Here is a 24,670-nt window from a genome sequence, read left to right as displayed (position 1 = left end):
CCGGGCACGTTTGGTTTTTCCCTGTTCTAATAAAATTCAAAGGGTGCGCGCATTGAACCTCGACCATTCGGCGATTACTGAAAGCAAACTAGAGAACCTCTCCATTTGCCGTCTTTGCGCCGATGTGACTGTCGTCACTTGGGATATCCCAAGTCCGGCTCGCGCTTCGAGCAAATGCAAACTGGAGATACCGGTCCCGCCGGTCCCCCTGATCAGTGTCGGAATACCACTCGAATCCGGCGACATCCGTATGTTCTGGGCCATGCGAACCGGCAGCGAACCTGTCGAATTTTCACTCTCTGCAAGCCCCCTCGGCCCGACCGCTCAGGCTATTCTTTATCCGGCCAATGAGCTTGCCCCCTTCGATGCCGAACATACTCTGGCCGACCTGACTTTGCAGGGGCATATCAAGTTTCTCACCACTCTGCTGACGACCTGGCGCAGCGCCTTCCGCCTCTCGCGCAATCAGACTTTTGCTGCCCTCCTGCACGATATAACGCTGGCGCTCACGCCCGAGCCACGCGAAGCGCAGTCTTGCGGCGAGCCTGTGCAAGGCCACCATCTTCTTGAAACCGCCGTGGACCCGATGCTTGGCGATATCACAGCCATTTACGGCATCAGCCCCGGCATTGTCACTGTCATTCCGCCACGCTTCGCGGTCGGAAAACAGGGGCGTAAGAACTGGCAGCCCTGCCATCTGCTGCTGGAAGGGCCGCAAGGATTGCCTTCTTCCCTGCTTCTGGTCCTGAGCGGGCCAAAGGGCGTCGCTGTGCGTAAACTTGCCGCCAAGGCGCAGGAACCGGCAGAATTCACTAATTGGTGGACCAAGTGGCATGGCAATGGAGAGCTACGCGAATTTCTTGTCCGCGAACTTGGCAGACTCGGCGCGCCCGGCGCGGCTGTGGCCATTGATCTGCAAACGCGCGCGCCGTTGCCGGTGCGCCAGATCGCCCAATCGGCAAGCCATCCGGCCGCCGAGATCGATCTTGCTTTGGCGCTGGATGGAGGCTTGATCGTCGGCGGCTGGTTCCAGGATCCCGCGACCCTGCTGACCGATCTCGAATACCTGCCCGAAAGCGGTAATGCTGTTTCATTGAAGCCGCATTTTCATAAGTTTTCCGGCAAGGTCGCCAAGCGTGATAACAACCCGCAGACCGATGTCACCGGTTTCGTGGCGTGGCTTCCGTCAGCCAAAAACCTCGGCCCCCTCTTGCAGCCGCGTTTTCAGATGCGCCTTGCCTCTGGCGCCACTGCGCCTCTCACACCGTTACCGCAACCCTTCGAGCCATCCGCGCAACGCAACCGGATTTTGCGGGCCGTACCGCCACAGCATGCCCGTCCGAATGTGTTCGGACAGATTCTGGCCCCTGCTCTCACTGAGGTCGAGAAAAAGCTTGGCGCGACAGTGCAAATTTCCGAGGTGAAGGACTACGGCTCCACGCCACTTTCGCCTCTCGCCTCCATCGTCATCCCGCTTTACCGCAATCTGGACTTCCTGCGTTTTCAGTTCTCCGCCATGGCAACCGACCCCTGGTTGATGGAGAATGCCGAACTCATCTTCGTTCTGGATTCGCCGGAGATTCTCGACGACACCGAACACATGCTGGGCGGGCTGCATATTCTGCACGATCTGCCGTTCCGTTTCGTGATCATGAACCGCAATGGCGGCTATGCACGCGCCTGCAATGCCGGGGCGAGCGTTGCCACCGGCACGACCATCATCATGCTGAATTCCGATGTGGTGCCCGGCGGACATGGCTGGCTGCAACATCTGATCCAGCCTTTGTTCGATCGACCGAAGCTTGGCGCAATCGGCCCCCGCCTTTTGTTCGAGGACGGCTCACTTCAGCATGCCGGGCTTTATTTCGCGCGCGACCGGCAGGGCATCTGGCTCAACCATCATTATTACAAGGGCATGCCGTCCAACTATGCCCCAGCGCTTAAAGCACGAGAGGTTCCCGGTATTACCGGTGCCTGCCTTGTAACACGTAAGGATATATTCGATCTTGTTGGCGGTTATACTGAAGATTACATCATCGGCGACTATGAAGACAGCGACCTTTGCCTGAAAATCCGCCAACTCGGTTTTCAGGTTTTCTACGATCCTTCCGTCGCTCTTTATCACTTCGAGCGCCGCTCGATCCGGCGCAGCGCAGACTATATGCGCGGGCTTGCCAGCCAATATAATTCCTGGCTCCACACACAGCGCTGGAATGACGACATTACCGAACTGATGGCCCCGCCGCAGGACGGGGATCAGATAACCGATCCTTCGAACGTGATCGTAGCTAAATCTGAAAGGACCGCCGCTTGACGGACGTGGTAGCATTGAAACGGCCTGAGCCGGAAACAAGCCCGGCCATACCGGAAGCACAAATCGACTGGCTGACCCAATCGATACTGAAAAATCGTTTTCTGCCGTCACCAGACCCGAGCAGCGTCTTCGTCGGCGATGGTGATTTTCGCGCTGTCGGCGCAGAATTTCTCGGCCATTTCATTCGTATAGGCGGGCTGCCCCTCCATGCGCAGGTGCTTGATATCGGATCCGGCATCGGGCGCATGGCGGTTCCTCTAACGCAATATCTCGACCCGGCAAAAGCCCGCTATTGCGGCATTGATCCGGTGGTGGACGGCGTCAACTGGTGCCGCAAGCACATCAGTTCGCGCTATCCGAATTTTGAATTCCGGCACCTTGATATCGCGCATGAACTGTACAATCCCAGAGGCGCGATTAACGGCCTGCGCCTTTCACTTCCCTTCCCCGACAAGAGCTTCGATTTCATCATAATGACTTCTGTTGTGACTCACCTGCCCTCCGACGAGGTGAAGGTTTATCTGGCTGAAGTTTCGCGTGTTCTCGCCCCTGGCGGGCGGTTGTTAATGACTGCTTTCATCGTCGATGACATTGCCGCACGTAATCGCTACGGCAAGCGTGATCCGCGCCTCGCCTTCGAGCGTAACGGCAACGGCCCCTGCTGGTTCGTACCCGAACTTCCGCCCCTTGCCGCCGTCGGCTTCGAGAACGGTTTTCTCGACCGTGCTCTTGCAGGTGCCGGACTGACCGTCGAAACCAGATCGTTCGGTCACTGGCGCGGAACAAAGGCCGCTCATTATCAGGACATGTTTGTCGCGACACAGGGAGGTTTCGCCTGATGGCCCCGCGCGTGCTCATCGCAGCCCATAATCACCCGTCGCTGCACCCCGGCGGCACGGAGATTTTCGCGCATGACCTGTTCCGGGCCTACCAGCGCACCGGATGTGAAGCGCTGTTTCTGGGGGCCACCAACAATATCCATCGCGAAGCGCGCCCCGGCACCAGCTTTCAGAGCATTGGCAATGGCGGCGACGAGATTCTGCTCTGGTCCGGACATTTCGACCGTTTCTATATGAGCCAGATCGACCTTTACGGCATCGTGCCGGATATTGTCGAACTGCTCAACGATTTCCGGCCCGACGTCGTACATCTGCATCATCTTTTGCTGCTTGGCGCAGAATTCCCGCATATCGTGCGCCGCACTTTGCCGGATTGCCGTATCATACTGACTTTGCATGACTATTACTCGATCTGCCATCATGACGGGCTGATGGTACGTACGGCAGATAAGGAGCTATGCCATGGAGCAAGCCCCGACAGATGCCATGCCTGCTTCAAGAGTATCACGCTCGACAAATTCGTACTCCGTGAACGTCATATCAAATCGCTGTTGAGTGCCGTCGACGCTTTCGTGTCACCCAGCGAATTTCTGAAACAACGATATGTCGAATGGGGTATCGCCGAAGAACTCATCAGCGTGATCCCCAATGGCCAGCCCATTCGACCGGCGATCACCGCACCAAAGATCGGGCGTAGCAAGCCGGCATTCGGATATTTCGGAAACCTCAATCCGTGGAAAGGCACAGCCGTTCTTCTCGAAGCTGCGCAACAGCTCATCGCCACCGACTTTGATTTCGAACTGCGCGTGCATGGCGCGGCACCATTCCAGAGCGAGGCATTCGTCAACGAAATCGACCGGCTTTTTGCTGAAACCGCCCCCTTCGTGCAGCGCCGCGGAGCCTATCGGCGCGAGGACATCGCACAACTGATCCAGGCGGTCGATTGCGCCATCATGCCCTCAATCTGGTGGGAAAATGCCCCGCTCGTCATTCAGGAAGCGCAGGCACAAAACTGCCCGGTCATATGCAGCAATATCGGCGGAATGGCCGAGATGATTACGGACGGCATAAACGGTCTTACTGTTCCGCCCAACGATCCGCTTGCGCTTGGCAACGCCATGCAGCGCATCGCGGAAAACCCGGAACTGCGTCAGTCGCTTGCCGACAATGCGCGCCATCCAGACACCATCGACACGACAGCCGCGCGTTATCTCGATCTGATCGGGACATTGCGTGCGCCCCACGTCGAGGCAGCATGAGAGGTAGATCATGAACATCGCGACCCAAATTCCAGCCGAGGGAAACAAGAAACCCGCAGCCGCAGCACAGCCGACGGCCACGCAACCTCAAGGAAAAGAAGCCGTGAAAGGACGCGTTGATGCCATTGAGGACGGGCGCCTTTTCGGCTGGGCCTTCGATCCTTCTTTTCCAACGGAAAGGTTGACGATCCGCGTTCTTCTCGATGACAAGCCGATTGCGGAAGCGCCAGCCGATAAGGATCGTCCCGACCTGAAGCGTAACGGGATCGGCGACGGCAAGCATGCTTTCGAGGTCATGCTTCCCCAGTTTGCGGCGGCGCGCGCTGGCGAGCTCGTGGTCGTGGCCGCCAATGAAGCGGGCGGCGAACAAAAACTGCGCGTTCCAAAGCCCGACGAACAGGCAGCCGAAGCACTTATTGCCGCGCCCATGGCGCACATTCTCGATAAGCTCGACATGCTGATGGCTGCCCAGCGCCAGTTGCAGGTGAACCAGCGTTCGCTTCAGCGCTCAGCCCCCACACTGGACAGTTCCGGCAATACCGCACCGGCGGAACTGCTCGACATTGCAAACTCCGTGGACGGTCTTCGCACCGATCTGCATCAGCGCATGACGGAACTCGACGTGCATATCATGCGCATGGACGGTGTCGTTGCCGGGCTTGAACAGCGCATGGATGATGTGCGCAAACGGGCCGGTGGCGACATCAAGCTGCTGTTCATGCTGATCTTTGTGCTTGCCGGTTTCGTTGCCGGTGCGCTTCTGACGCTGACCGTAATGCCCTGAGGACATGGTCATGGCGAAAGACGAACGGCCTAACCCGCAACCGCCTGCGAGAGCTACGCGCGAGATCGACCGTCCTCCCATGATGATGGAAGGCGAAACGGTTGTGGGCTGCGCGATCGAGGACTCGCTGGTTCTGGTGCTGGGTATTGGCAATGCGACTGCCGGCCAGGTGAGCGCATTTTTGAATGGCGATCCCGCCATGAGCGTCAAGGTGAACATGATGACCTGGCCGCTCAGGGAACCGTCACCCGCCGGAACCCATGGTTTTGTCGCCATCGCGCCGACCGGCGTTTTGCGCCGTGGCATCCTCAAGACCATTATGTTCCAGCACAAGGCGAAGGTCGCACGCTATAACTTCGCCTCGCGTGCAGCGCCGGTTGCCGACTTCGTAGCCATGATCGGCGACCTCGCCGGGTCGAGCCTTCCGGGCGTCATCGACGAACTGGTGGAAGGGCTGATTTCCGGCCCCATTGGACGCAGGAAGCTTTCGGCCATCACTGTTCTGTTGCAGGCCGGCGCACGTTCGGACGGCTGTGTTGAACTGATCGGCGGCAGCGATGAAGGCGAGATTTTCGTTCAGGGCTGGGCACACGACCTGACCCCGGCCGTCTCCCGCCTTCTCATCAGTGGCAAAAGCACGTCACTTGCCGAGTGTTCGATCAGCGTCTTTGCCCGGCCAGACGTCGATGATCAGGCTTCCGGTTTTGCCGGGCTGCTTCTAGCCAACGAAGCGGTCGAGCCGAACGAAATCGAACGGCTTCTGTTTCGCGGGCGGCACGGCTGGCGGTTTACCGAAGTCTATGATCGCAGGCTGCTTGCAGGCTCTCGCGAAACGCCCGGACATATCCGTGCCATCCTGTCACATGTGCGCAGTTCCACCGATATTCTTCTTCGGCTGCGGTCCGCCGCCAACCGTTTTGATGGCAGCGAAACCGTCTCCAGCCTACCCCTTCCGGTTCGCATGGGCATCGACAATGCGTTCCGCGTCGAAGGCAGCGGCATTCTCATTTCCGGCTGGCTGCTTGATCCCGACAGCCATGTGGAAAGCGTCAAGCTGCGCCGTCATCGCGGAGAAATCCAGATCGACGGCACCTGGACCCGCGTCGATCGTCCGGACGTCACCCGCGAATTCGACAATCAGCCACCGTTCAATGCCGGACTCGATCCCAATCGCCATGCTCATGGCTTCGTGGCTTTTGCGCCTGAACTTGCGGGCGACAGCACGTCGCCCTTCTACATCGAACTCGCTATCAGTGATGGACGGCGGGTTTTCTTTCCCCTGGCACCGACGCGTGTCACCTCGCGCGAGGCCATTGTCCGGCAATTGCGCGCCACCGATCCCAACGCCTGGGCGCTGCGGCACATGGTGGATCAACAGCTTGTACCCTTGCTGCGCGGCATCAGCAGACCCGCGCCGGAAATCTTCGGCGTGGCCGATCTCGGACCGTTTGAAGATGCATCCGGTCCGGTCATTATTATCGGTATCGACGAACGCGTGGACGAACCTGGCCCCCTGCTCGCTCTTCTGGCGCTCGACCCGGAAACGCGCATCGCACCCATCGTCATTGCAGCGGCGACCGAGGTTATCGACCGCATCGGCGTGCAGATAAGACGGCTGGCAGATTTCTATCGTCTGCGCGTCCGCCTTGTTTCGGCAAGCGGATCAGAAGACCTTTACGACGCGCTGGAAGTCGGCGCACGGGCAGTATCCAGTGAAAAAGTCGTCTTTCTTGCGGGCTCCTTGCTGCCGCGCCGCCAGGGATGGCTGAACAAACTTGTCAGCGCTTATGACGCCAGCACGGACTGCGTCTTGTCCCCCACGCTCGCTTATGAAGACGATTCCATTCGCTGGGCCGGAACATGGGTGGCCAGTCCACAATCCGACCGTGCCCTTATCAGCCGCTATGTCGGTTATCCCATCGACGCCGTATCGGGCATAGGACTGACCGAAGTCGCCACCGCGACATTCGAATGCTGCATTTTGCCCCGCGACGCACTTTTTTCAGTTGGCGGTTTCACGCGCGGCTATCTCGGTACTCACGAAAAAGGCCTCGACCTTGGTTTGAAGCTCAAGCAGTCCGGCCTCCGCTCCTTTTGGCTGCCCTCGGCCCAGATGCTCGGTTGCGACGAGATTTCCGTCACAGACAATGCGTCGACCATCGCTCAGATCGAGCGAATAGATCGCCAGATCTTCGACGCGCGCTGGTCAGCCATTCTCGCAGGCAAGCGTCAGGCCCTGGTGAAGAGTGAACCCGCATGAACGAAAAGCTCCGTGTTCTGGTCATTTCCCATGCCCACCCGTCGATCTCGCTCGGCGGCGGCGAGATCGCATCCTACAATCTGCATAAGGGTCTCAACACACTGCCCGGTGTGCATTCGGTTTATCTGGCGCGGGCGGGACATCCGATTCCCCGGCATGGAGCGACCGCGCTCATGAGCATGCGTCGCACCAGCGACGAAATCCTGTTTCACGCCGACGAGTACGATCATTTTTATTTGTCAAACAAGAACACCGACGAAATTCGCCGTGACCTCCTGCGCTTTGTCCGCGATTTCGACCCCGATATCGTGCATTTCCATCATGTCATGGGTCTTGGCCTCGAAACGCTTTATGCCATTCGTGAAACCTTGCCGGACAGGCCAGTGCTGGTCACATTCCATGAGTTTCTGTCCATCTGCAACAACGACGGCCAGATGGTGAAAGCGGGTACGGCAAAACTCTGCAACGAAGCATCGCCCATTGATTGCCACGCCTGCTTTCCACATATCCCCCCTGCCCGATTCCTGAAGCGCGAACGGTTCGTGCGCGACATGCTGGAACTAGCCGATGCCTTCGTTTCGCCGAGCGAATTTCTCGCACAGCGCTATCGCGAATGGGGCCTTAATCCAGATAAGCTCACTGTCATCGAAAACGGCATCGATATCCGGGAAGTAACGCCGCCGCGCGAACTGACCGGTCCCAATCCTCGTCGCAACCGCTTTGCTTTTTTTGGGCAGATCAACCCGTTCAAGGGCATCGATGTGCTGGTTGATGCGGTATCGCGCGTGCCAGAACAGGTTTGGGGCGAAGATTCCCGCCTGATGATCTTCGGTGGCAATCTCGAAAAGCAACCGCCTGCCTTTCAGGAACGCATGAAAAAGCTGATCGAGGAAGCTGGGCCGCGCGTGCGTTTTTATGGCGCTTACCAGAACGCAGAAATGCCACGCCTGATGCAATCGGTGGACTGGGTCGTGATGCCCTCTATCTGGTGGGAAAACTCGCCCATCGTCATTCAGGAAGCGCTGCATCACCGCCGCCCGGTCATCTGCTCAAATATCGGAGGCATGGCCGAAAAAATCCGCGATGGCGAAGACGGCCTTCATTTCCGCGTTCGCAGCCCGGAAGACCTCGCGGATCGCTTCACTGAAGTCCTAAGCGAACCCGCGATCTGGGATCGCCTGCACCAGACGATCCGCCACCCGGTCAATCATGTCGATTGTGCGAAAGAGCACCTTGATCTCTACAACAGGCTGCGCGAAGCAAAGCTACACAGACAGAACCCAATGGCCGGTGAAGCCGTTCTCACATGAGCAAGCTGAAGCCTGGCTCGTTTGTGATATAACAAGAAGGAAGACCGTATGGCACGCGCCCTCGTCATGATCCCTGCCGGAGAAATATACGATCACGACAATGTCCGCTGGTATCGTCACACGGACGTGCAGGGCAGCATCAACCACTATCACAACATCGGCGACGCTTTCGTGTTCGAGTCTTCCCTGAAACTCATGAACTACGAAAAGGTAGCCGAACTTCCGATCACCAACCCTTCGCCAGAAAAGATCGACCAACTGCGCGAGGACTATGATTATGTGATCTTGCGCGGTTCCAATTACATCAACAAGGATATGAACTGGCGCGATACGATTGCTGTCCTGCAAAGGTTGAAATTGCCTGTCATCGCGTTCGGCATTGGTGCACAGGCGCCGGTGCAAGGCGAACTGGAGCTATCCGAAGAGACAAAAGCGATCCTGCGGATGATCGCTGGTTCAACGACATCGGTCGGCGTGCGCGGCGCCTACACAGCACAGGTTTTGAACGATATCGGCATCCGCAACGTGCGCATCATCGGTTGCCCCACCGCATTCCGGCGCAATAACCAGCATTTGCGGATCAAGCTACCGCCGCTTGAAGATGTACGGCAGGTCGGCGTGACAGTGCGCCGGGAAGTTTCACCCGCCTATGCCCAGAATATCGAGCGCTATCTCACCCTGCATCGCGACCTCATCAAGACAATGGCGCAGCGTTTTGACGTGAGGCTGATGGCGCAGGGCGAGATCGACGAGAAAAAGCTGGCGCTTGGCACCGCTGAGCAGAAAGAAGAAGCTATTGCAGCCCTGAAGGCGCATCGCTGGACGGCCGATTGGTATTTCGATAACGAAATTGAAAACCTCTACCGGCATCGCATGTTCTATTCCGATGTGGTTGCCGATTATGAGGATCTCGTACGCAAACAGCAACTTGTGCTCGGTTATCGGTTGCATGGGAATCTCATGGCCCTCGCCAATGGAGTACCCTCGATCTACTTCACCTATGACAGCCGCACAGCGGAATTTGCCGAGACATACAAGATCCCCAGCTATGACGTATTCAGCGACAAGCCTTTTCATCTGGAGGATTATTGGGACCAGTCGCTCTTCGATAAATATAACCGGGCATGGTTCGAGACCTATGCCCAGATGAAGCAGTTTCTCGATGAGAACGGCGTTGATAACAAGATGACGGATACCGGGCTTGCCGTAGAGACACTCAAGGTCGCCTGACAATAGCGGCTCTGTTTCCTATTTACTTGCGCAGCAGGCGTTTGGCAATTTCATCAAGAAACTGCGGCAGCACGCCGAACGCATAGGGCGTGTAAACGCGCTCCAGCCTCTGATGATACTCGCGCCCCCATGGGCCGATATTGACCACCGGGTAGGAAAGCGCCTTCGAATTTGCCTTATCGATAAATTGTGCCGCCGGGGTATTGTCGGCAATAATCTCACTATCCTTGGCATCAGGCACATGGCCGAAGAAACTCATGTCAGATATGCCTGCAAAAATTTCGCGATATTTGATCGTCGTATCCAGTCGTCTTTCGATATCTTTGCGCGCATCTTCAAGGGCTGTCGAGAAACCACGCTCAAGCGCCGTTTCATTGCCCATATTGACATGCGGATAGACGAGACTGCCAAATCCCACGATTACCAGCGGCCCGGTAACACGCGCTTCGGCCACCATATGATCGACCAGTTCGCGGCTGATAAGCAGGGGATTATCGCTCTTTGAAAGCTCCGCTTCCAGCGCCTCAATGCGTTGCAATGCTTCTTCCCCGCCAATGCGATGCACGGTTTCGCGCAATTGCGCAACCGTCATGACGCGGCCTTTATGGCCGCTTGAATGTTTTTCGCCTGTAAGCTGCGCATAGCTCTGCGCATTCGCGTTGAATTGTGCAATCGCCTCTTCAAGCGCCTCACCAACGATTTCCCCGAATCTTGTAAACAGGGCTTCGGGCGATAACGAATGGGTGAGCCAGTTGAAGGCAACCCATGTGCGTTCCGGCGTCGTCACTTCGTAACCGCCACGGAAATCACGCGCTTCAAGGCAGATCGGCGGTGGCGACACATTGCCCTCTCCCCTATCGCAAAGGATCATATTGGCTTCCACTGCGCGCATGATCTCGGCTGCGATCCTGTGCGCACTGATACCCTCGAATGGGTAGCTAGCATGGGAGGATTGCCCGACGATGAAAGCAAACGGCAATTGCTTGCCGATAGTGCCGCGATAGATGGCTCGGCCTTCGGAGCCGTCGCCCTGATCGCTTGTCGCATCGAGATTGATGCCCGCGATAATATCGAGGCCCCATTTTTCCATCAGCTCCGGCAGCGCATCGCGCAGACTGCGCATACCGCGCGATCCGCGCTCTTCATCCGGTGTTACAAACAGGACCAGATTGCCCTCGCGGTCGGCCTGTTCCGCAAAGTGTTCCAACGTGGCAATACCCGCCGCAACGCCGCTTTTCATGTCAAGCATGCCGCGCCCTGGCAGATAATCGCCGCTCTGAAAATCAGCCAGCGCTTTTTCCTCATGGGCGGCCAGTGGGCGGCTGGTCAGATCGGCCAGCAAGGCTTCCAGCAACGCATCCGGCTCGAAAGCCAGATACTTGAGATCACGGTAATTGGAGGTTTCCACCACGTCATAATGGCCCGCCAATGCGAGCGTGCGCCGCCCCGTCCCGCGCACGACGGCGACGATGTTCTTGGTGACAGGAGAACCATGGCTGTCGATGACGGCAATATCGCCGGGATTGGCCTTGAAATAGGGAAGCTCGCGCAGAAGCTCCGCCAGCTTTGGCGCGAAGGCGGCTTCATCCGCCGTTCCCGTCTCGCTCGGCCAGCGGACCATCCGATAGGAAAGTTCGCGCACCCGCTCATCCGGGTTCCATTGCTTGGTGGATGTCATGACATTTCCTCGATAATCGCTCCCCGTTCCCGCGCTTTTGTAAAGCGCAAGTCCAAGGCGTTGAATATTTTTTGCTTTTCCGGTCTACTGGCTCAAATGCTTGCGCAGGAACGTCCTCGTTCTCTCGTTCTGCGGATTGGTGAAGATGAACTCCGGGGGGCCTTCCTCGACCACAACTCCCTTGTCCATGAACAGCACCTTGTCGGCCACTTCGGCGGCAAAGCCCATTTCATGCGTAACGATCAGCATTGTCATGTGCTCCTGCGCGAGTTGCTTCATAACCTGGTTTACTTCTTCGACAAGTTCAGGATCGAGCGCCGATGTCGCTTCATCGAAGAGCATGACTTTTGGCTGCATGGCGAGCGCGCGCGCAATCGCCACGCGCTGCTTCTGTCCACCTGAAAGCCGCGACGGATACATGGCCGCCTTGTCGGAGAGCCCAACCTTTTCAAGCAGTGAATTGGCCAGTTCTTCCGCTTCGCGCCGGGATTTTCCTTTCAGCTTGACCGGCCCGAGCGTAATGTTTTCCATCACAGTGAGATGGGGAAACAGGTTAAAATGCTGAAACACCATGCCCATCTGCTGGCGAACGCCATTGATGTGCTTTTCAAATGCGCGACCGGTCAAAGGCTGATTAACCTGTATGCCGTCAAGCAGGATGCGGCCCGAATTCACCGTCTCAAGATGATTGATCGAGCGTAGCAAGGTGCTCTTGCCGGAGCCGCTCGGCCCGATAATGGCGATGATCTGGCCGCGTTTTACGGAGAGATCGATGCCTTTGAGGACTTCGAGCGCGCCGTATGCCTTATGGACATCGCACACTTCGACCATGGGTTTGTTGTCGCTCATCGATAGGCCTCAACTTTCTTTTCCATCCGGCGCAGTCCTGCTTCCAGGATAAGATTGAGCAGATAGAAGATCACTGCCGCTGTGATGTAGAATTCAAACGGGCTGTAGGTTTCGCTGATCGCTTGCTGCGAGGCGTGGACGAGTTCGGTTATGCCAATAACCGAAACGATCGCCGTATCTTTCAGAAGCGCAATGAGATTGTTGCCGACCTGGGGCATGGCGTTTCGCACTGCCTGCGGCACGATGATGTAGCGCAGCGTCTGGCCATGGCCGAAGCCCAGCGAACGGGCTCCCTCATTCTGCCCCGGATCGACGGTCAGAATGGCCGTGCGAAAGATATCGGAATTATAAACCGCGAAATGCAGTCCTAACCCGATCACACCCGTCCATACGGCCGGGATGTTGATGCCGATCTGCGACAGGCCGTAATAGAGCAGGAAGAGTTGCAGCAGCAGCGGCGTGCCCATGAACAGCCAGATGAAGAAGCGCAGTGGATACTGGATCAGTCGGGGGCCATAGAGAACCAGCAGCGCAAAGGCGATGCCGCCAAAAAAGCTCACCACAGATGCAAGGACCGCGATGACGAGCGTCCACCAGACGCCAGTCATTAGAAGCTCTGCATAGGGAGGAACGATCGAGAAATCGAGTTGCATGACGTCCACCTATTTCAACGCATAGCGAGCTTCGAGGAGATCGACAAACCGTGAAATCACATAAATCACGACCATGTAAATCGCAGCTGCGATACCGAAAATTTCAAATGGCTTGTAAGTCGAGCCGATAAAGCGCTGTGCCGTATAGGTGAGTTCGATCACGGAAATCGCCGATACGAGCGACGATCCCTTGACCAGCATCACCGTGTTCACACCGAGCGAGCGGATCATCAGACGTGCGGCTTGCGGCAGAACCACGAATCGCATGGACTGGCCGCTGCTGAAACCTATCGAGCGGGCGGCTTCGTTCTGCCCTGTATCAACGGTCAGAATGGCTCCGCGCATCGCTTCGGCGTAATAAGCGCCGATATTCAAACCAAGACCGATCGCACCCGCCGCGAAAGGTTCAAGATTGATGCCGATCTGCGGTCCGCCAAAGTAAATCACGAAGAGCTGCAAAAGGCAGGGCGTACCGCGAAAGACGCTAACATAAGCCGAACCGATGTAACGCAGCACTGAAAAGCGCGACAGTTTGGCAGCCGTTGCAAGCGCACCCATTATCAGGCCAAGCGCAATCGCCAGAGCAGATATTTCCACCGTGACCCATGCAGCTTCCAAAAAATAGGGAAGCACGTCCACCATCAAAGAGAAATCCATCTCTTCTCCGTTCCTGTCTAGTGCATTTCCAGCAAAAGTGTGTAGTGGTTTTGCATCCGGATAATGCGTCAAAACAAAGATTTAGAGCGGTTCCGATGATTCCCTTTAAACGAAACCGCTCTGGATGGGAAAGGCGTCGGGGCGCAAAATCAATCGCCCCGACCAATTGCAAGCCGGATTAGCGAATATCGCGGCCGATCCACTTCATCGAGATCTGCTCATAGGTGCCATCGGCTTTCATATCGTCGAGAGCCTTGTTGATAGCGTCCTTCAATTCCGGATTGTCCTTGCGCAGCGCAATGCCGATATTGTCGGTACCTTGAAGTTCGGGCGTATCGAGCTGGCGGACCTTTTCGCCGCTGTTCTTGATCGCGATCAGGATCGGAATGTCGTCTGAAACGATGGCATCGACGCGGCCCGAACGCAGCTCCAGCAGCAGTTCCGGAATGCCCTTATAGGTGCGCACATTCCAACCGCCCTGCTCGCGAGCCCATTTATCGCTGGTTTCGCCCAGAGTGACCGCGACTGTCTTGCCCTTCTGAAGTTCATCCATAGACTGGATCGACGAGGTTTCCGACACGAAAATACCGCGCCCGCCGCGATAATACGGCCCGGCGAAATCCACGGCCTTTTCGCGTTCCGGCGTGATGCTCATGGAGCCAACGACGACATCAAATTTGCCGGCGCGCAGCCCGGCAATGATGCCGTCAAACGCAGTGGTGGCGATGACCGGCTTGACGCCGAGGCGCTTGGCAAGCTCCGATCCGATATCGACATCGAAGCCTACGACCTTGTTTTCACTATCAACAAAGCTGAAGGGCGGGAACACACCGCTCATGCCGATACGCAGTTCCCCATTCTGCTTTACCGTGTCCAGATCGTCGGCATTGGCCGGTGCGAGCATCAACAATGTGCTGACGCCAGCAGCAATCAGCGAAGACAAAAAGGCTTTCATTTCGTTCTCTCCTTGGTGATCATAATGCAATCTCAGGCATTGCCCGTTTGATGTACCGCTATGCGCGGTTCATTTTTGGATCAACCTCTCCGCTGGGGAAAATCGATACGGCTCGGGGCCGATTTGAAAAGACCGAACGGAACACCTTGGCCACCAACGACCAGACGAGCCAGAACTTGCATCGATCACCTCCAAAATTCCCCTGCCGGTATCATTGTCGCTTATCCGGCTTGTTTGTTTTCAGGCACGCTAACGAAGAAAAAGATTAACGAAAACGCCATTTCTGTATAAAAAAGCACAATTATCTGCAATAAACGCGGTCCATTTGGTTAAATCGTCAAAGGAATATCGATGGACGACCTGGACCAGCGCCTTATTTCCGAACTGCGCGTCAATGCGCGTGCATCCGTTCCCACACTGGCCAGCATACTGGGCGTCGCACGCGGCACGGTGCAAAACCGCATGGAGCGCCTCATCGCGTCCGGCGTGATCGCGGGCTTTACCGTCCGTTTGAAAGACCACGGCACCTCGGAAATGATTCGCGGCATCATGATGATTGAACTGACAGGCCGTAATATAAAAAGCGTGATCGCCACGCTGCGAAAAAATCCGGGCTTCTCGGCCGTAAACACAACCAATGGTACATGGGATCTGATCGCGGAAATCGAAGTCTCGGACATGAACGAGTTTCACCGGCTTGTTACCGGCATCCGAGCCATGGAAGGCATAGCCAAATCCGAAACTCACATCTTTCTGGGCCCCGCCTGATCTCGTTTCCCGTCACGCGACACACCTTAGCTAGCCACCATGCCTTTATAGGGCCCTGCAGTCACACTTCTTGTTCTGCGCTGTTTGATATACAAAAGAAGCAAGATTGGATCATGCTTTTGTGCACATGATCTTTGGTGGGCTTTCCAGCCAGCCCCTCCGAGCGCCCATTCGATGGCCCGGGATTGCTCGTAATGATTGACGGCATTGACGCGAAAAATCACCGGGCATAGGCAGCCTCGAAAGACCATCACGGATTAGTTGAATGGGGACTTCTACAAGCCCCCATTCATATTCGTTACTGCTTCACACCTTCAACATGCAGGTCAAGATTCACTTCAAGGTCAGCGAAGTCACCTGTTACGCCAAAATCGCTGAGCTTGATGGAGGTCTCGCCTTGGAAACCCATCCGCTCCTTGCCCCATGGGTCGGTACCGCTGCCAACCATCTCCGCATCGATTTTAACGGGGAAGGTAACGCCGCGGATCGTGAAATCGCCCGCAACAGTGGCCTCCTTATCGCCATTTACCGTAATGGACGTGCTTTTGAAGGTAGCTTCCGGGAATTTGTCTGCATTGAGGAAATCGCCAGCACGCAGGTGATTGTCGCGCGCAGCCATGTTGGTATCGATCGACTTCGTGTTGACCTTCACTTCAATCGAGGAATTAGCCGGGTTGGCTTCGTCAATGATAAACTGGCCTTCGAACGTGTTGAAGCGGCCAACGATATAAGAGAAACCCAGATGCGGGGCCGTGAAGTTGATTGAGGCGTGTGCTCCTTCGGTGTCAATCACATAGGTGTCGGCAGCAAGTGCGGACGTCGAAAGGGCAAGGCCAGCGAGAGCGGCCAGAACTAAACGCTTCATAGAAATTCTCCTTGATTACTTGCTGGCTATACCCAGCATTCGAATAAAGACTCCATCGCGATCGACGAAGTGATGCTTGAGTGCGGCTGCCGCATGCAGGCAGACCATCACTGCGAGGCTCCATGCGGAGAAGAGGTGAACCTTCCCGGCGATTGCCTCAGATCCCTTGGCTGCAAAAAGAGCCGGGAATTCGAAAAGGCCAAGAACGTTAACGGGACGACCGTCCGCCGTGGCAATAACATATCCGCTCATAAACAGTGAGATGAGCAGGACATAGAGGAGGATGTGCATAATTGACGCTGCTTTCTTCTCGAAAGCATTGCCAATGCCCTCTGGCGAACCAGCAATGCTCTTCCAGGTAAAGCGCGCCAGAGACAGGCCCACAAGGATCATGCCGAAGCCTTTATGTAACTCGGGTGCGGTGTGATACCAGGGGGAATAGTAGGATAGGCTTGTCATCCAGAGACCTGACGCGAACAGGCCAATGGCAATCAGGGCACTCGTCCAGTGAAAGGCAATTGCGATGGCTCCATATTTGTCTGGCGTGTTCTTCAGTATCATCGTTGTCTCCGTTCTCTCCTTTCAGATAACGATGTATATTGTTTATGGAAACACTGAATAATCTGCACACTTCGTTCAGGAATTGTTGACAGAGAATTTCAGTTCCTTTTGGAATTTTGTCGGTAGAAAGCTAATTTGGCTTTCATAAGTGAACGGCCAGAGTCCACAGTCAGGCGATATTTAGCCACGCACTTGGGAGCGCGATTTATTTACCCTTGTTGTCAGGCGTTCAATAAGTTTAAAACCAACATCGACGCACGAGGCACCAATAGCTCGCTGCGTCGGATCTGTTTTATCAAACAAGTCGAGCAGTAATTCTCCGGTTCGCACCCCAATTTCACCTGCATCGACACGTATTGTTGTTATTGCGGGAACGGTCTGGCTCGCAATATCGAAATCACCAAAACCCATTAATGAAAGCTGTGCCGGCACCTGAACACCGCGGCGATGGCATTCCATCAAAGCACCAAAGGCTGAAACATCCGATACGGCGAAAACAGCCTCCACATCTGGCGCACGGTCCAGCAATATGGACATTGTCCGCGCGCCATGATCGTGAGAAACCGGTGCGGTCCCCTCCCGCACGATCAGTTCATCACTGACCCCCGCCTCCCGTAGCGCCGCTGAAAACCCCGCGAGCCTGCGTTCGCCGCGCAAATCGATTGCTTCAGCATCTGTCCTCGATCCAAGCGCACCGATACGCCGGTGGCCAAGTGACAAAAGATAGCGAGCGGCCGCGCGACCCACTTCATAATTGGAAAACCCGACCGAATGATCGATTGGCTTGTCGGGTTTGCCCCATATTTCGACGATGGGAATAGCGGCACGAAGCAACATTTCCGTAGCTGCTTTCGTATGAACCGTACCCGCCACCACGATCGCATCGGGACGTCGCTCCAGCATCGTACGAATGATGCGTTCTTCTTCGGCCAGTTTATACATCGTAAAGCCGATAAGTAGCTGATAGCCCTTTGGCCGTAATGCTTCCCCCAGCCCCTGCGCCGTATCGGCAAAGTTGGAATTGGTCAAGGTCGGCAGGATTGCGGTGACAAAGTTGGTGCGCCGTGAGGAGAGGCTGCCAGCCACCCGATCCGGCACATAGCCCAATTGTTCAATTGCCTCCATCACCCGCTTGCGTGTTGTTTCCGTCACCCGCTCCGGATCGGCAAGAACGCGCGATACAGTCATTTGTGATACGCCCGCCAGCCGGGAGACGTCGCGCATCGTTGCTTTTCGCGGAGGTGGGGCAGTCATATATTGGCGTCCGGATCGTTAATGTAGCAAATGAGTTGCGTATTGTCAGTTTGTCGGGAGCCGTTCGTAAACCACATGGTAAAAACGGCCATCGAACATTTCCATCATTTGCTCGGTAATAACGCGGCCCTCCAGCCGTACCGGCGAAGCAAGCGCCTCCTTCACTGCCGCCAGTGATGGATAATCGATCTCCTGCACCATAGCGATGGCAGGCGACCCAGGATCGGTATTCAACATCCGCATCACCCGAACCGCTTGCGCATTCGGCATCCGTTTCCAGACCGGAAGTAATTGCTCTTTCACAATGCGAAAAAATTCCTCTTCGCGCCCAGGATGGATCGTACCTTCAAAAATTGCTGACCGTGTATGCATGAAGCCACTCCCTGGCGCTATATTTATGTTGCAATGATATCGCTAACATGCACTATTGCAAGTGACAAACTTACGATCCGGCATCTTCAGCGATCCGTGTTTGCGAGGCAAATCGCAGTAAGGCACTCAAACACCTGTAGGGTGGCCCATGTACTAGGCACATCGTCTTGGAATTAAGGGTATGAAACGGGGGATTGTTTAGAAGTTACAAATTTGAGAATGCCACGCCATGATGTTATCGAAAACATCTCATTGAGAACGAGTATTAGCGTATCTTGATGCTATCGCGTTTCCACCCGGGGAGGATCGTGTGGAAACGAAGAACTGGAGGAGAACCATGCATATTCTAAAGACAATACGTACAACTGCCATCGCCATGGGACTAGGACTTGCGGCAGTCGGCATGTTCGGCTGGGGCGACGCTCATGCGGTTACGCTTAACGAGCTTACCCAGCGCGGCTCTGTCAAAATCGGTGTCCTGACCGGTGTTCCGCCCATGGGCATGATCGACGAAAAGGGCAACCCATCAGGCTATGACGTTGATGTGGCCAATCTGCTTGGCACCTATCTCAATCTGCCGGTTGAACTGGTTCCGCTGACACCGCCGGCTCGTATCCCTGCGCTTCAGACCGGCAAGGTCGATTTTCTGGTGGCAACTCTTTCACCAACTGGTGAGCGTGCTAAGACTGTGATGTTCACCCAGCCTTATAATGCCTTCAATATGGATATTATTTCGGGTGCAGATCAGAAGTTTGCAAACCTTGAAGATCTTGCTGGTAAGCGGGTTTCAGTCAATCGTGGCTCCACTCAGGAGACTGCACTGCGCAAGGCCGCCATTCCTAGCCTTGAAATTGTTGTTTATGAAGACGATTCTACCGCGGCACAGGCCTTGATATCCGGCCAGGTTGATGCAGTCGCATTGCCGTCAACCGTTGGCGAAGCCATCATGAAACAGCGTCCGGATGCAGGGCTTCAAGTTGGCTTTACCTTCTTCCGTCAGGGCAATTCCATGACGACTAAGCTTGAAGATTTCGAGCTGCATCAGTGGCTGAACACTGCCATCTATGTGATGAAAATTTCCGGCGAGCTGGATGAAATCGCCGTCAAGTGGACGGGTCAACCGATGCCTGATCTGCCTTTGTTCTAATCCATCTTCCGCCGGTGCTGTCTGCACCGGCGGGTTTTCCCCATTTTGCATCAACTCGTCCGCGCAGGCGCTGGCGTTCAGCGGGAGGCCGGAAAATGTCCTATACTTTTCAGTTCGGTGTCATCGCGCAATATCAGGATGCGCTGCTGGCAGGCATCTGGCTGACGATTAAACTTTCCGTCATGTCGATTGTCCTTGGCTGCGCAGGCGGCATTTTATTTGCTTCTTTGCGCTCGATGAATAACAGCATCGTCAGTTTTTTGATCAATGCTTATGTCGAAATCATCCGCAATACGCCGTTTCTGGTGCAGTTGTTCATCATCTATTTTGGCCTGCCGGCCATTGGTTTGCGCGTGGGCGCAGAAACGGCAGCATTAATCGGTATGACGATCAACCTTACCGCCTATTCCACGGAAATTATCCGAGCTGGTATTGAGGCGGTGCATAAATCCCAGATCGAGGCGGGAGAAGCCCTAGGCTTCACGCGGCTGCAAATCTATCGTCATGTCATCATTCTGCCAGCCTTGGCAAAGGTTTATCCGGCGTTGTGCAGTCAGTTCGTGCTGATGATGCTCGCATCCAGTATTTGCTCGGTGATTTCAACGAATGAGCTGGCAGCATCCGCAGCCTTCGTTGAATCACAAAGCTATCGCTCATTCGAAGTCTACATCGTCGTAACCTTGATCTATCTGGGACTGGCATTGTGCTTGCGAGCGGTTCTTGCCCTGATTGGGCTTTGGCTGTTCGGACGTCGCGTCGCCCGTCGCGCGGTCGTAGCAATTCCGGAGGCGTCAGCATGACTTTTCGCAGCTTCGGACCAGACGAATTCCTGTTTCTGCTTACGGGCCTGCAATGGACCGTATTGCTGACCGTCATCACATTGATCGGTGGTGGCATCGTCGGTTTCATTTTAGCGCTCGCCCGCGTTTCGACAATGAAATGGCTGCGCGTGGTGGCAGGAACCTATATCCAGATTATTCAGGGTATTCCGGTTCTGATGATCCTGTTTCTGTCCTATTACGGCCTGAGCCTTGCCGGGTTTGACCTGCATCCACTGATCGCGGCCGGGGCGTCAATGACGGTATACGCATCGGGCTATCTGGCGGAGATCTGGCGTGGCTGCATCCAGTCGGTAGCCAAGCCGCAATGGGAAGCATCAGAATCGCTCGCCATGACGCGCGCCCAGCAATATCGTTATGTGATCTTGCCGCAGGCAATCCGCATCTCGCTGCCATCCACGGTCGGTTTTGCCGTTCAGGTAGTCAAGAATACCTCGATTGCCTCGATCATCGGCTTTGTCGAATTGGCTCGCGCAGGCACACTCATCAACAATGCAACGTTTCAGCCATTCCGGGTGTTCGTGGTGGTAGCGATTCTCTACTTTGCGGTTTGTTACCCACTCTCGCTACTTTCACGCTGGCTGGAAAGGAGGCTCAATGTCTGAAGTCATCATCAAAAATGTGCATAAGAGCTTCGGCAATATCGAAGTTCTCAAGGGCATATCGCTCGCTGTAGAACGTGGCGAAGTCTTCGCACTGATTGGCCGCTCGGGCTCAGGTAAAAGCACATTGCTGCGTTGCCTTAACGGTCTGGAAAAAATCAATTCCGGCGAGATTGAAATTGCGGGTCACAAAGTGACGGCCGACCCAGCGCAATTGCGTAAATTACGTAAGGATGTCGGCATCGTCTTCCAAAGCTACAATCTTTTTCCTCACCTGACCGTTGGCGAAAACATCATGCTTGCACCCAGGATCGTCAAGGATGTGTCCAAATCGGAGGCGCGCAAAAAGGCAGAGGAAGTGCTGCATATGGTCGGACTTTCGGAAAAATTCGATGCCTATGCCGATCAGCTTTCGGGCGGGCAGCAGCAACGTGTGGCCATCGCGCGATCGCTCGCCATGCAGCCCAAGGTTATGCTGTTTGACGAAGTGACTTCTGCGCTTGATCCGGAACTGACCGAAGAAGTCTTGAATGTGATGGAGCAATTGGCGCGTGATGGCATGACGATGATCCTCGTGACCCACGAAATGGCGTTTGCACGCCGTGTCGCAACGCAAACGATCTTCATGCATCAAGGAAAAATCTGGGAGGAAGGGCCTTCCTCAGAGTTTTTCGCCAATCCAAAGACGCCGGAACTGCGTCAGTTCGTCAAATCGGACGTCAAATAGACTGCATAACAAGCATAATCGAGAAATAGCATGTCCATTGAATTACTTCAGCTTTGCTCACTGACCCCGGCATTGGAAGCAAGTCTCAACGAGCACTACAAAGTGCACCGCTGGTTTGAAACCAAAGATCAGGATGGCTTTCTGACGAGCCATTCGGATGCGATCAAAGCCGTTGTTACCGGCGGGCATATTGGTATTCCCAACGATCTGGCAGATCGCCTGCCCAATCTGGAAATCGTAGCCATCAATGGGGTGGGCTTCGACAAGGTGGATCTGCCGAAAGCGCGTACGCGTGGCTACCATGTTTCCAATACGCCCGATGTGCTGACTGCGGATGTCGCTGATACTGCCATTGGGCTGATTATCGCGCAGGCTCGCCATATTGCGCGGGCCGATGCACATGTACGTAAGGGTGAGTGGCCAAAGGCTGAAATCGGACTTGGCACTCGCGTAACCGGCAGGCGCTATGGTATTTTCGGCCTGGGACGCATTGGCAAGGCGATTGCCCGGCGGCTGGAAGGCTTTGACGGGCAGATTAGCTATACAGGCCGCTCAAAACAGGATGTTGCTTATACTTATTATCCAGACCTGCTCGAACTGGCGCAAAATTGCGATGTGCTGATCATCGCTGCGGCTGCAAGCAGCGAGACGCGCCATGCGGTCGATGCGGAAATATTTGCAGCGCTTGGCAGCAATGGTGTGCTGATCAATGTCGCACGCGGTTCGCTGGTCGATGAAACCGCTCTGATACAGGCTCTCAAAGCAGGGCAACTGGGCGGTGCCGGACTGGATGTGTTTGAAAACGAGCCGACCGTTCCGGCTGAATTGTTTGACATGCCCAATGTCACCCTGACGCCGCATATTGGCAGCGCAACCCATCAGACGCGCAAGGCGATGGGCGATCTGGTGCTGGCCAATCTGGCTGCGCATTTCAGCGGCAAAGAACTGGTGACGCCTGTGGCTTAAACTGGCGTTTTAAATCTTTACTTTTCGCCCGGTTTACCATCAAGGAGCCGCATCATTTCGGCGGAATCCCTGTTTCCAAGCCCCGCTGCACACAAGAGCCGGTGAATTTCCACCACCTGGCCGGTCATTGGCAGCGGGGTTTTCGTTTTCATCGCAAAGGCCTGAACCGAATCCAGATCTTTCAGCATATTATCGATGCGCCCGGTCGGGCTGTAATCGCGTGCCGCAAACTTTGCCATGAATTCCTGCATGATGCGGCTATCGGCACGCCCTCCGGCCAGCGCCTGCGGAATAGCTGCCGGATCAACGCCGCCAGCCTCGGCCAGCTTGACGGCCTCGGCTACCGCCTGAAACGTCACGGCGCAAAAAAGCTGATTGACAAGCTTGGTCGTCTGTCCGGCTCCGCTGGGTCCCATCAGCGTATAATTGGCGCTCAGATGTTGCATCACCGCATAAGCGTGGTCGAAATCTTCCCGCTCGCCGCCAGCCATGATGGTCAATTCCCCCGAAAGCGCCCGCGGCGCACCTCCCGACAAGGGGCAATCCACCCATTTCATGCCGGTTTCAGCAGCCAGTTGCTCCGCCATCTGCACCGTATCGGCCGGGTCGATCGATGACATATCGATCAACAGTTTCTCCGCACTGGCGGATTGCGCAACGCCGTCTTTTCCGAATACCGCACTGCGGACGATATTGGCATGGTTGAGACTGAGAATGATAAAGTTGCTTTGTGCCGCCGCCCCCGATGGCGAGGTCGCAGCGTGCGCACCTTTGGCAACAAGATTTTCAACCTTGCTTTTATCCAGATCGAAAACCGTGACAATATTACCGGTTTCCAGCAAGCGCGTCGCGATGGCCGTTCCCATAATTCCCGCACCAATGACGGCAACTGTTTCAGCCTTGCTCATTCCACCCTTCCCTTGCATTTGATTACACGCTGGCTGTCATTCCGCCATCTACATGCAGGACCTGACCATTGACGAATGAGGAGGCATTGCCGCTCAGATAGATAGCGGCGCCCACCAGTTCTTCGACATTGCCCCAGCGGCCTGCCGGTGTGCGCTTTTCGAGCCAGCCGGTGAATTCAGGATTATCGACCAGCGCCTGATTGAGCGGAGTCTTGAAATAGCCCGGTGCAATGGCATTGATCTGTAGCCCGTATCTCGCCCAATCAGTCGCCATTCCGCGCGTGAGATTGCGCACAGCGCCCTTGGTTGCGGTATAGGGCGCAATCGAGGGGCGCGCCAATTCGCTCTGCACCGAGGCAATATTGATAATCTTGCCGCGTTTGCGCGCGATCATATGGCGAGCCACGGCCTGCCCCACATAGAAGACGCTCGAAATATTGGTATCGAGCAAAAGCTGCCATTTGTCCTGCGGAAAATCCTCAAGTGGTGCACGAAACTGCATACCGGCGTTGTTAATGAGAATTTCAATCGGCCCATGTTCATGCTCAATCGCATCCACAGCCGCTCTAACCGCTTCCATATCGGTCACATCAAAACCGGATGCATAGGCCGTGTGGCCCTTTTGCGTGAGCATCGCAATTGCCGCATCAACCTTGGCCGGATCGCGGCCATTGATGATGACGGCCGCGCCATGTTCGGCCAAACCTTGTGCAAGCGCCAGCCCAATACCCTGGCTGGAGCCGGTAATCAGGGCCAGTTTGCCCGTCAGGTCGAAAAGCGGAAACGTCATCGATCTCTCCCGTTTAGTCCGGCGCAGCGGTTGCCGCCAGCATCCGGATGATTATCCTTGACTTAAATGTTATCGGTAACATA

Annotated in this window: 24 protein-coding genes; 13 read left to right on the top strand and 11 right to left on the bottom strand. The window is 55.5% G+C overall.

The window, feature by feature from the left end:
- The first annotated feature begins 52 nt into the window (after window positions 1-52).
- From KUG47_RS08460 to KUG47_RS08430, 7 genes are read left to right on the top strand one after another with little or no spacing between them, the layout of a single operon-like run.
- Window positions 53-2,314, top strand: coding sequence for a glycosyltransferase family 2 protein (locus KUG47_RS08460; RefSeq protein WP_217677531.1), 2,262 nt, complete (start codon window positions 53-55; stop codon window positions 2,312-2,314).
- Entirely contained in the window at window positions 2,311-3,153 is an 843-nt protein-coding gene (locus tag KUG47_RS08455; protein WP_217677530.1) for a class I SAM-dependent methyltransferase, read from the top strand. Before KUG47_RS08460 ends, KUG47_RS08455 begins: the two co-directional genes overlap by 4 nt.
- A complete protein-coding gene (locus KUG47_RS08450; RefSeq protein WP_217677529.1) occupies window positions 3,153-4,412 on the top strand; it encodes a glycosyltransferase family 4 protein in 1,260 nt (419 codons plus the stop codon). The genes KUG47_RS08455 and KUG47_RS08450 overlap by 1 nt, the downstream gene beginning before the upstream one ends.
- A 10-nt stretch (window positions 4,413-4,422) precedes the next feature.
- Window positions 4,423-5,196: a hypothetical protein gene (locus KUG47_RS08445; RefSeq protein ID WP_217677528.1), complete on the top strand. Its 774-nt coding sequence runs from the start codon at window positions 4,423-4,425 to the stop codon at window positions 5,194-5,196.
- Between the two features lie 10 nt (window positions 5,197-5,206).
- Window positions 5,207-7,456 carry a glycosyltransferase family 2 protein gene (locus KUG47_RS08440; protein ID WP_217677527.1) on the top strand — a complete coding sequence of 750 codons (2,250 nt, stop codon included), beginning with the start codon at window positions 5,207-5,209 and terminating at the stop codon, window positions 7,454-7,456.
- Window positions 7,453-8,766 carry a glycosyltransferase family 4 protein gene (locus tag KUG47_RS08435; RefSeq protein WP_217677526.1) on the top strand — a complete coding sequence of 438 codons (1,314 nt, stop codon included), beginning with the start codon at window positions 7,453-7,455 and terminating at the stop codon, window positions 8,764-8,766. The genes KUG47_RS08440 and KUG47_RS08435 overlap by 4 nt, the downstream gene beginning before the upstream one ends.
- 48 nt (window positions 8,767-8,814) lie before the next feature.
- Complete coding sequence (locus KUG47_RS08430; protein WP_217677525.1) at window positions 8,815-9,996, top strand: polysaccharide pyruvyl transferase family protein; 1,182 nt, start codon at window positions 8,815-8,817, stop codon at window positions 9,994-9,996.
- A gap of 22 nt (window positions 9,997-10,018) precedes the next feature.
- Here the strand turns inward: KUG47_RS08430 and KUG47_RS08425 are convergent, their stop codons facing one another.
- The 5 genes from KUG47_RS08425 to KUG47_RS08405 all read right to left on the bottom strand — a co-directional run bounded on the left by KUG47_RS08425 (window position 10,019) and on the right by KUG47_RS08405 (window position 14,788).
- Entirely contained in the window at window positions 10,019-11,674 is a 1,656-nt protein-coding gene (locus KUG47_RS08425) for a M20/M25/M40 family metallo-hydrolase (protein ID WP_217677524.1), read from the bottom strand.
- 84 nt (window positions 11,675-11,758) lie between these two features.
- Window positions 11,759-12,523: an amino acid ABC transporter ATP-binding protein gene (locus KUG47_RS08420; RefSeq protein ID WP_305855227.1), complete on the bottom strand. Its 765-nt coding sequence runs from the start codon at window positions 12,521-12,523 to the stop codon at window positions 11,759-11,761.
- Window positions 12,520-13,176 (bottom strand): amino acid ABC transporter permease, encoded by a 657-nt coding sequence (locus KUG47_RS08415; RefSeq protein ID WP_217677523.1) that lies wholly within the window; start codon window positions 13,174-13,176, stop codon window positions 12,520-12,522. Before KUG47_RS08415 ends, KUG47_RS08420 begins: the two co-directional genes overlap by 4 nt.
- 9 nt (window positions 13,177-13,185) lie before the next feature.
- Window positions 13,186-13,833 carry an amino acid ABC transporter permease gene (locus tag KUG47_RS08410; protein WP_217677522.1) on the bottom strand — a complete coding sequence of 216 codons (648 nt, stop codon included), beginning with the start codon at window positions 13,831-13,833 and terminating at the stop codon, window positions 13,186-13,188.
- 178 nt (window positions 13,834-14,011) lie between these two features.
- Window positions 14,012-14,788, bottom strand: a complete 777-nt coding sequence (locus KUG47_RS08405) for an ABC transporter substrate-binding protein (RefSeq protein ID WP_217677521.1) — start codon at window positions 14,786-14,788, stop codon at window positions 14,012-14,014.
- Window positions 14,789-15,139: 351 nt separating this feature from the next.
- On the opposite strand from KUG47_RS08405, the gene KUG47_RS08400 reads away from it, so the two are divergent.
- Complete coding sequence (locus tag KUG47_RS08400; RefSeq protein WP_217677520.1) at window positions 15,140-15,556, top strand: Lrp/AsnC family transcriptional regulator; 417 nt, start codon at window positions 15,140-15,142, stop codon at window positions 15,554-15,556.
- A 298-nt stretch (window positions 15,557-15,854) separates the two neighbouring features.
- Here the strand turns inward: KUG47_RS08400 and KUG47_RS08395 are convergent, their stop codons facing one another.
- The 4 genes from KUG47_RS08395 to KUG47_RS08380 all read right to left on the bottom strand — a co-directional run bounded on the left by KUG47_RS08395 (window position 15,855) and on the right by KUG47_RS08380 (window position 18,608).
- Entirely contained in the window at window positions 15,855-16,421 is a 567-nt protein-coding gene (locus KUG47_RS08395) for a YceI family protein (protein WP_217677519.1), read from the bottom strand.
- Window positions 16,422-16,436: 15 nt separating this feature from the next.
- Window positions 16,437-16,982: a cytochrome b gene (locus KUG47_RS08390; RefSeq protein WP_217677518.1), complete on the bottom strand. Its 546-nt coding sequence runs from the start codon at window positions 16,980-16,982 to the stop codon at window positions 16,437-16,439.
- A gap of 180 nt (window positions 16,983-17,162) precedes the next feature.
- Window positions 17,163-18,206, bottom strand: a complete 1,044-nt coding sequence (locus KUG47_RS08385) for a LacI family DNA-binding transcriptional regulator (protein ID WP_217677790.1) — start codon at window positions 18,204-18,206, stop codon at window positions 17,163-17,165.
- Between the two features lie 75 nt (window positions 18,207-18,281).
- Entirely contained in the window at window positions 18,282-18,608 is a 327-nt protein-coding gene (locus KUG47_RS08380; protein WP_217677517.1) for an EthD domain-containing protein, read from the bottom strand.
- A 376-nt stretch (window positions 18,609-18,984) separates the two neighbouring features.
- Between KUG47_RS08380 and KUG47_RS08375 the strand changes: the two genes are divergently transcribed.
- The 5 genes from KUG47_RS08375 (at window position 18,985) to KUG47_RS08355 (ending at window position 22,889) form a co-directional block, all read left to right on the top strand.
- Window positions 18,985-19,755, top strand: a complete 771-nt coding sequence (locus KUG47_RS08375) for a transporter substrate-binding domain-containing protein (RefSeq protein WP_422718074.1) — start codon at window positions 18,985-18,987, stop codon at window positions 19,753-19,755.
- Between the two features lie 95 nt (window positions 19,756-19,850).
- The gene (locus KUG47_RS08370) at window positions 19,851-20,555 is read left to right on the top strand and encodes an amino acid ABC transporter permease (protein ID WP_217677515.1); all 705 of its coding nucleotides are present in this window, start codon (window positions 19,851-19,853) and stop codon (window positions 20,553-20,555) included.
- Window positions 20,552-21,199: an amino acid ABC transporter permease gene (locus tag KUG47_RS08365; RefSeq protein WP_217677514.1), complete on the top strand. Its 648-nt coding sequence runs from the start codon at window positions 20,552-20,554 to the stop codon at window positions 21,197-21,199. Before KUG47_RS08370 ends, KUG47_RS08365 begins: the two co-directional genes overlap by 4 nt.
- The gene (locus KUG47_RS08360) at window positions 21,192-21,923 is read left to right on the top strand and encodes an amino acid ABC transporter ATP-binding protein (protein ID WP_217677513.1); all 732 of its coding nucleotides are present in this window, start codon (window positions 21,192-21,194) and stop codon (window positions 21,921-21,923) included. Before KUG47_RS08365 ends, KUG47_RS08360 begins: the two co-directional genes overlap by 8 nt.
- Before the next feature lie 30 nt (window positions 21,924-21,953).
- The gene (locus KUG47_RS08355; RefSeq protein WP_217677512.1) at window positions 21,954-22,889 is read left to right on the top strand and encodes a 2-hydroxyacid dehydrogenase; all 936 of its coding nucleotides are present in this window, start codon (window positions 21,954-21,956) and stop codon (window positions 22,887-22,889) included.
- A gap of 17 nt (window positions 22,890-22,906) precedes the next feature.
- Here the strand turns inward: KUG47_RS08355 and KUG47_RS08350 are convergent, their stop codons facing one another.
- Entirely contained in the window at window positions 22,907-23,797 is an 891-nt protein-coding gene (locus tag KUG47_RS08350) for an NAD(P)-dependent oxidoreductase (RefSeq protein ID WP_217677511.1), read from the bottom strand.
- Between the two features lie 22 nt (window positions 23,798-23,819).
- Window positions 23,820-24,587, bottom strand: a complete 768-nt coding sequence (locus KUG47_RS08345) for an SDR family oxidoreductase (RefSeq protein WP_217677510.1) — start codon at window positions 24,585-24,587, stop codon at window positions 23,820-23,822.
- Between the last annotated feature and the right edge of the window lie 83 nt (window positions 24,588-24,670).

The sequence above is a fragment of the Falsochrobactrum tianjinense genome (assembly GCF_019100495.1).
Classification (GTDB): domain Bacteria; phylum Pseudomonadota; class Alphaproteobacteria; order Rhizobiales; family Rhizobiaceae; genus Brucella; species Brucella tianjinense.
The sequence above is the reverse complement of the archived record's forward strand: the minus strand, read 5'-3'. Positions and strand labels throughout refer to the sequence as shown.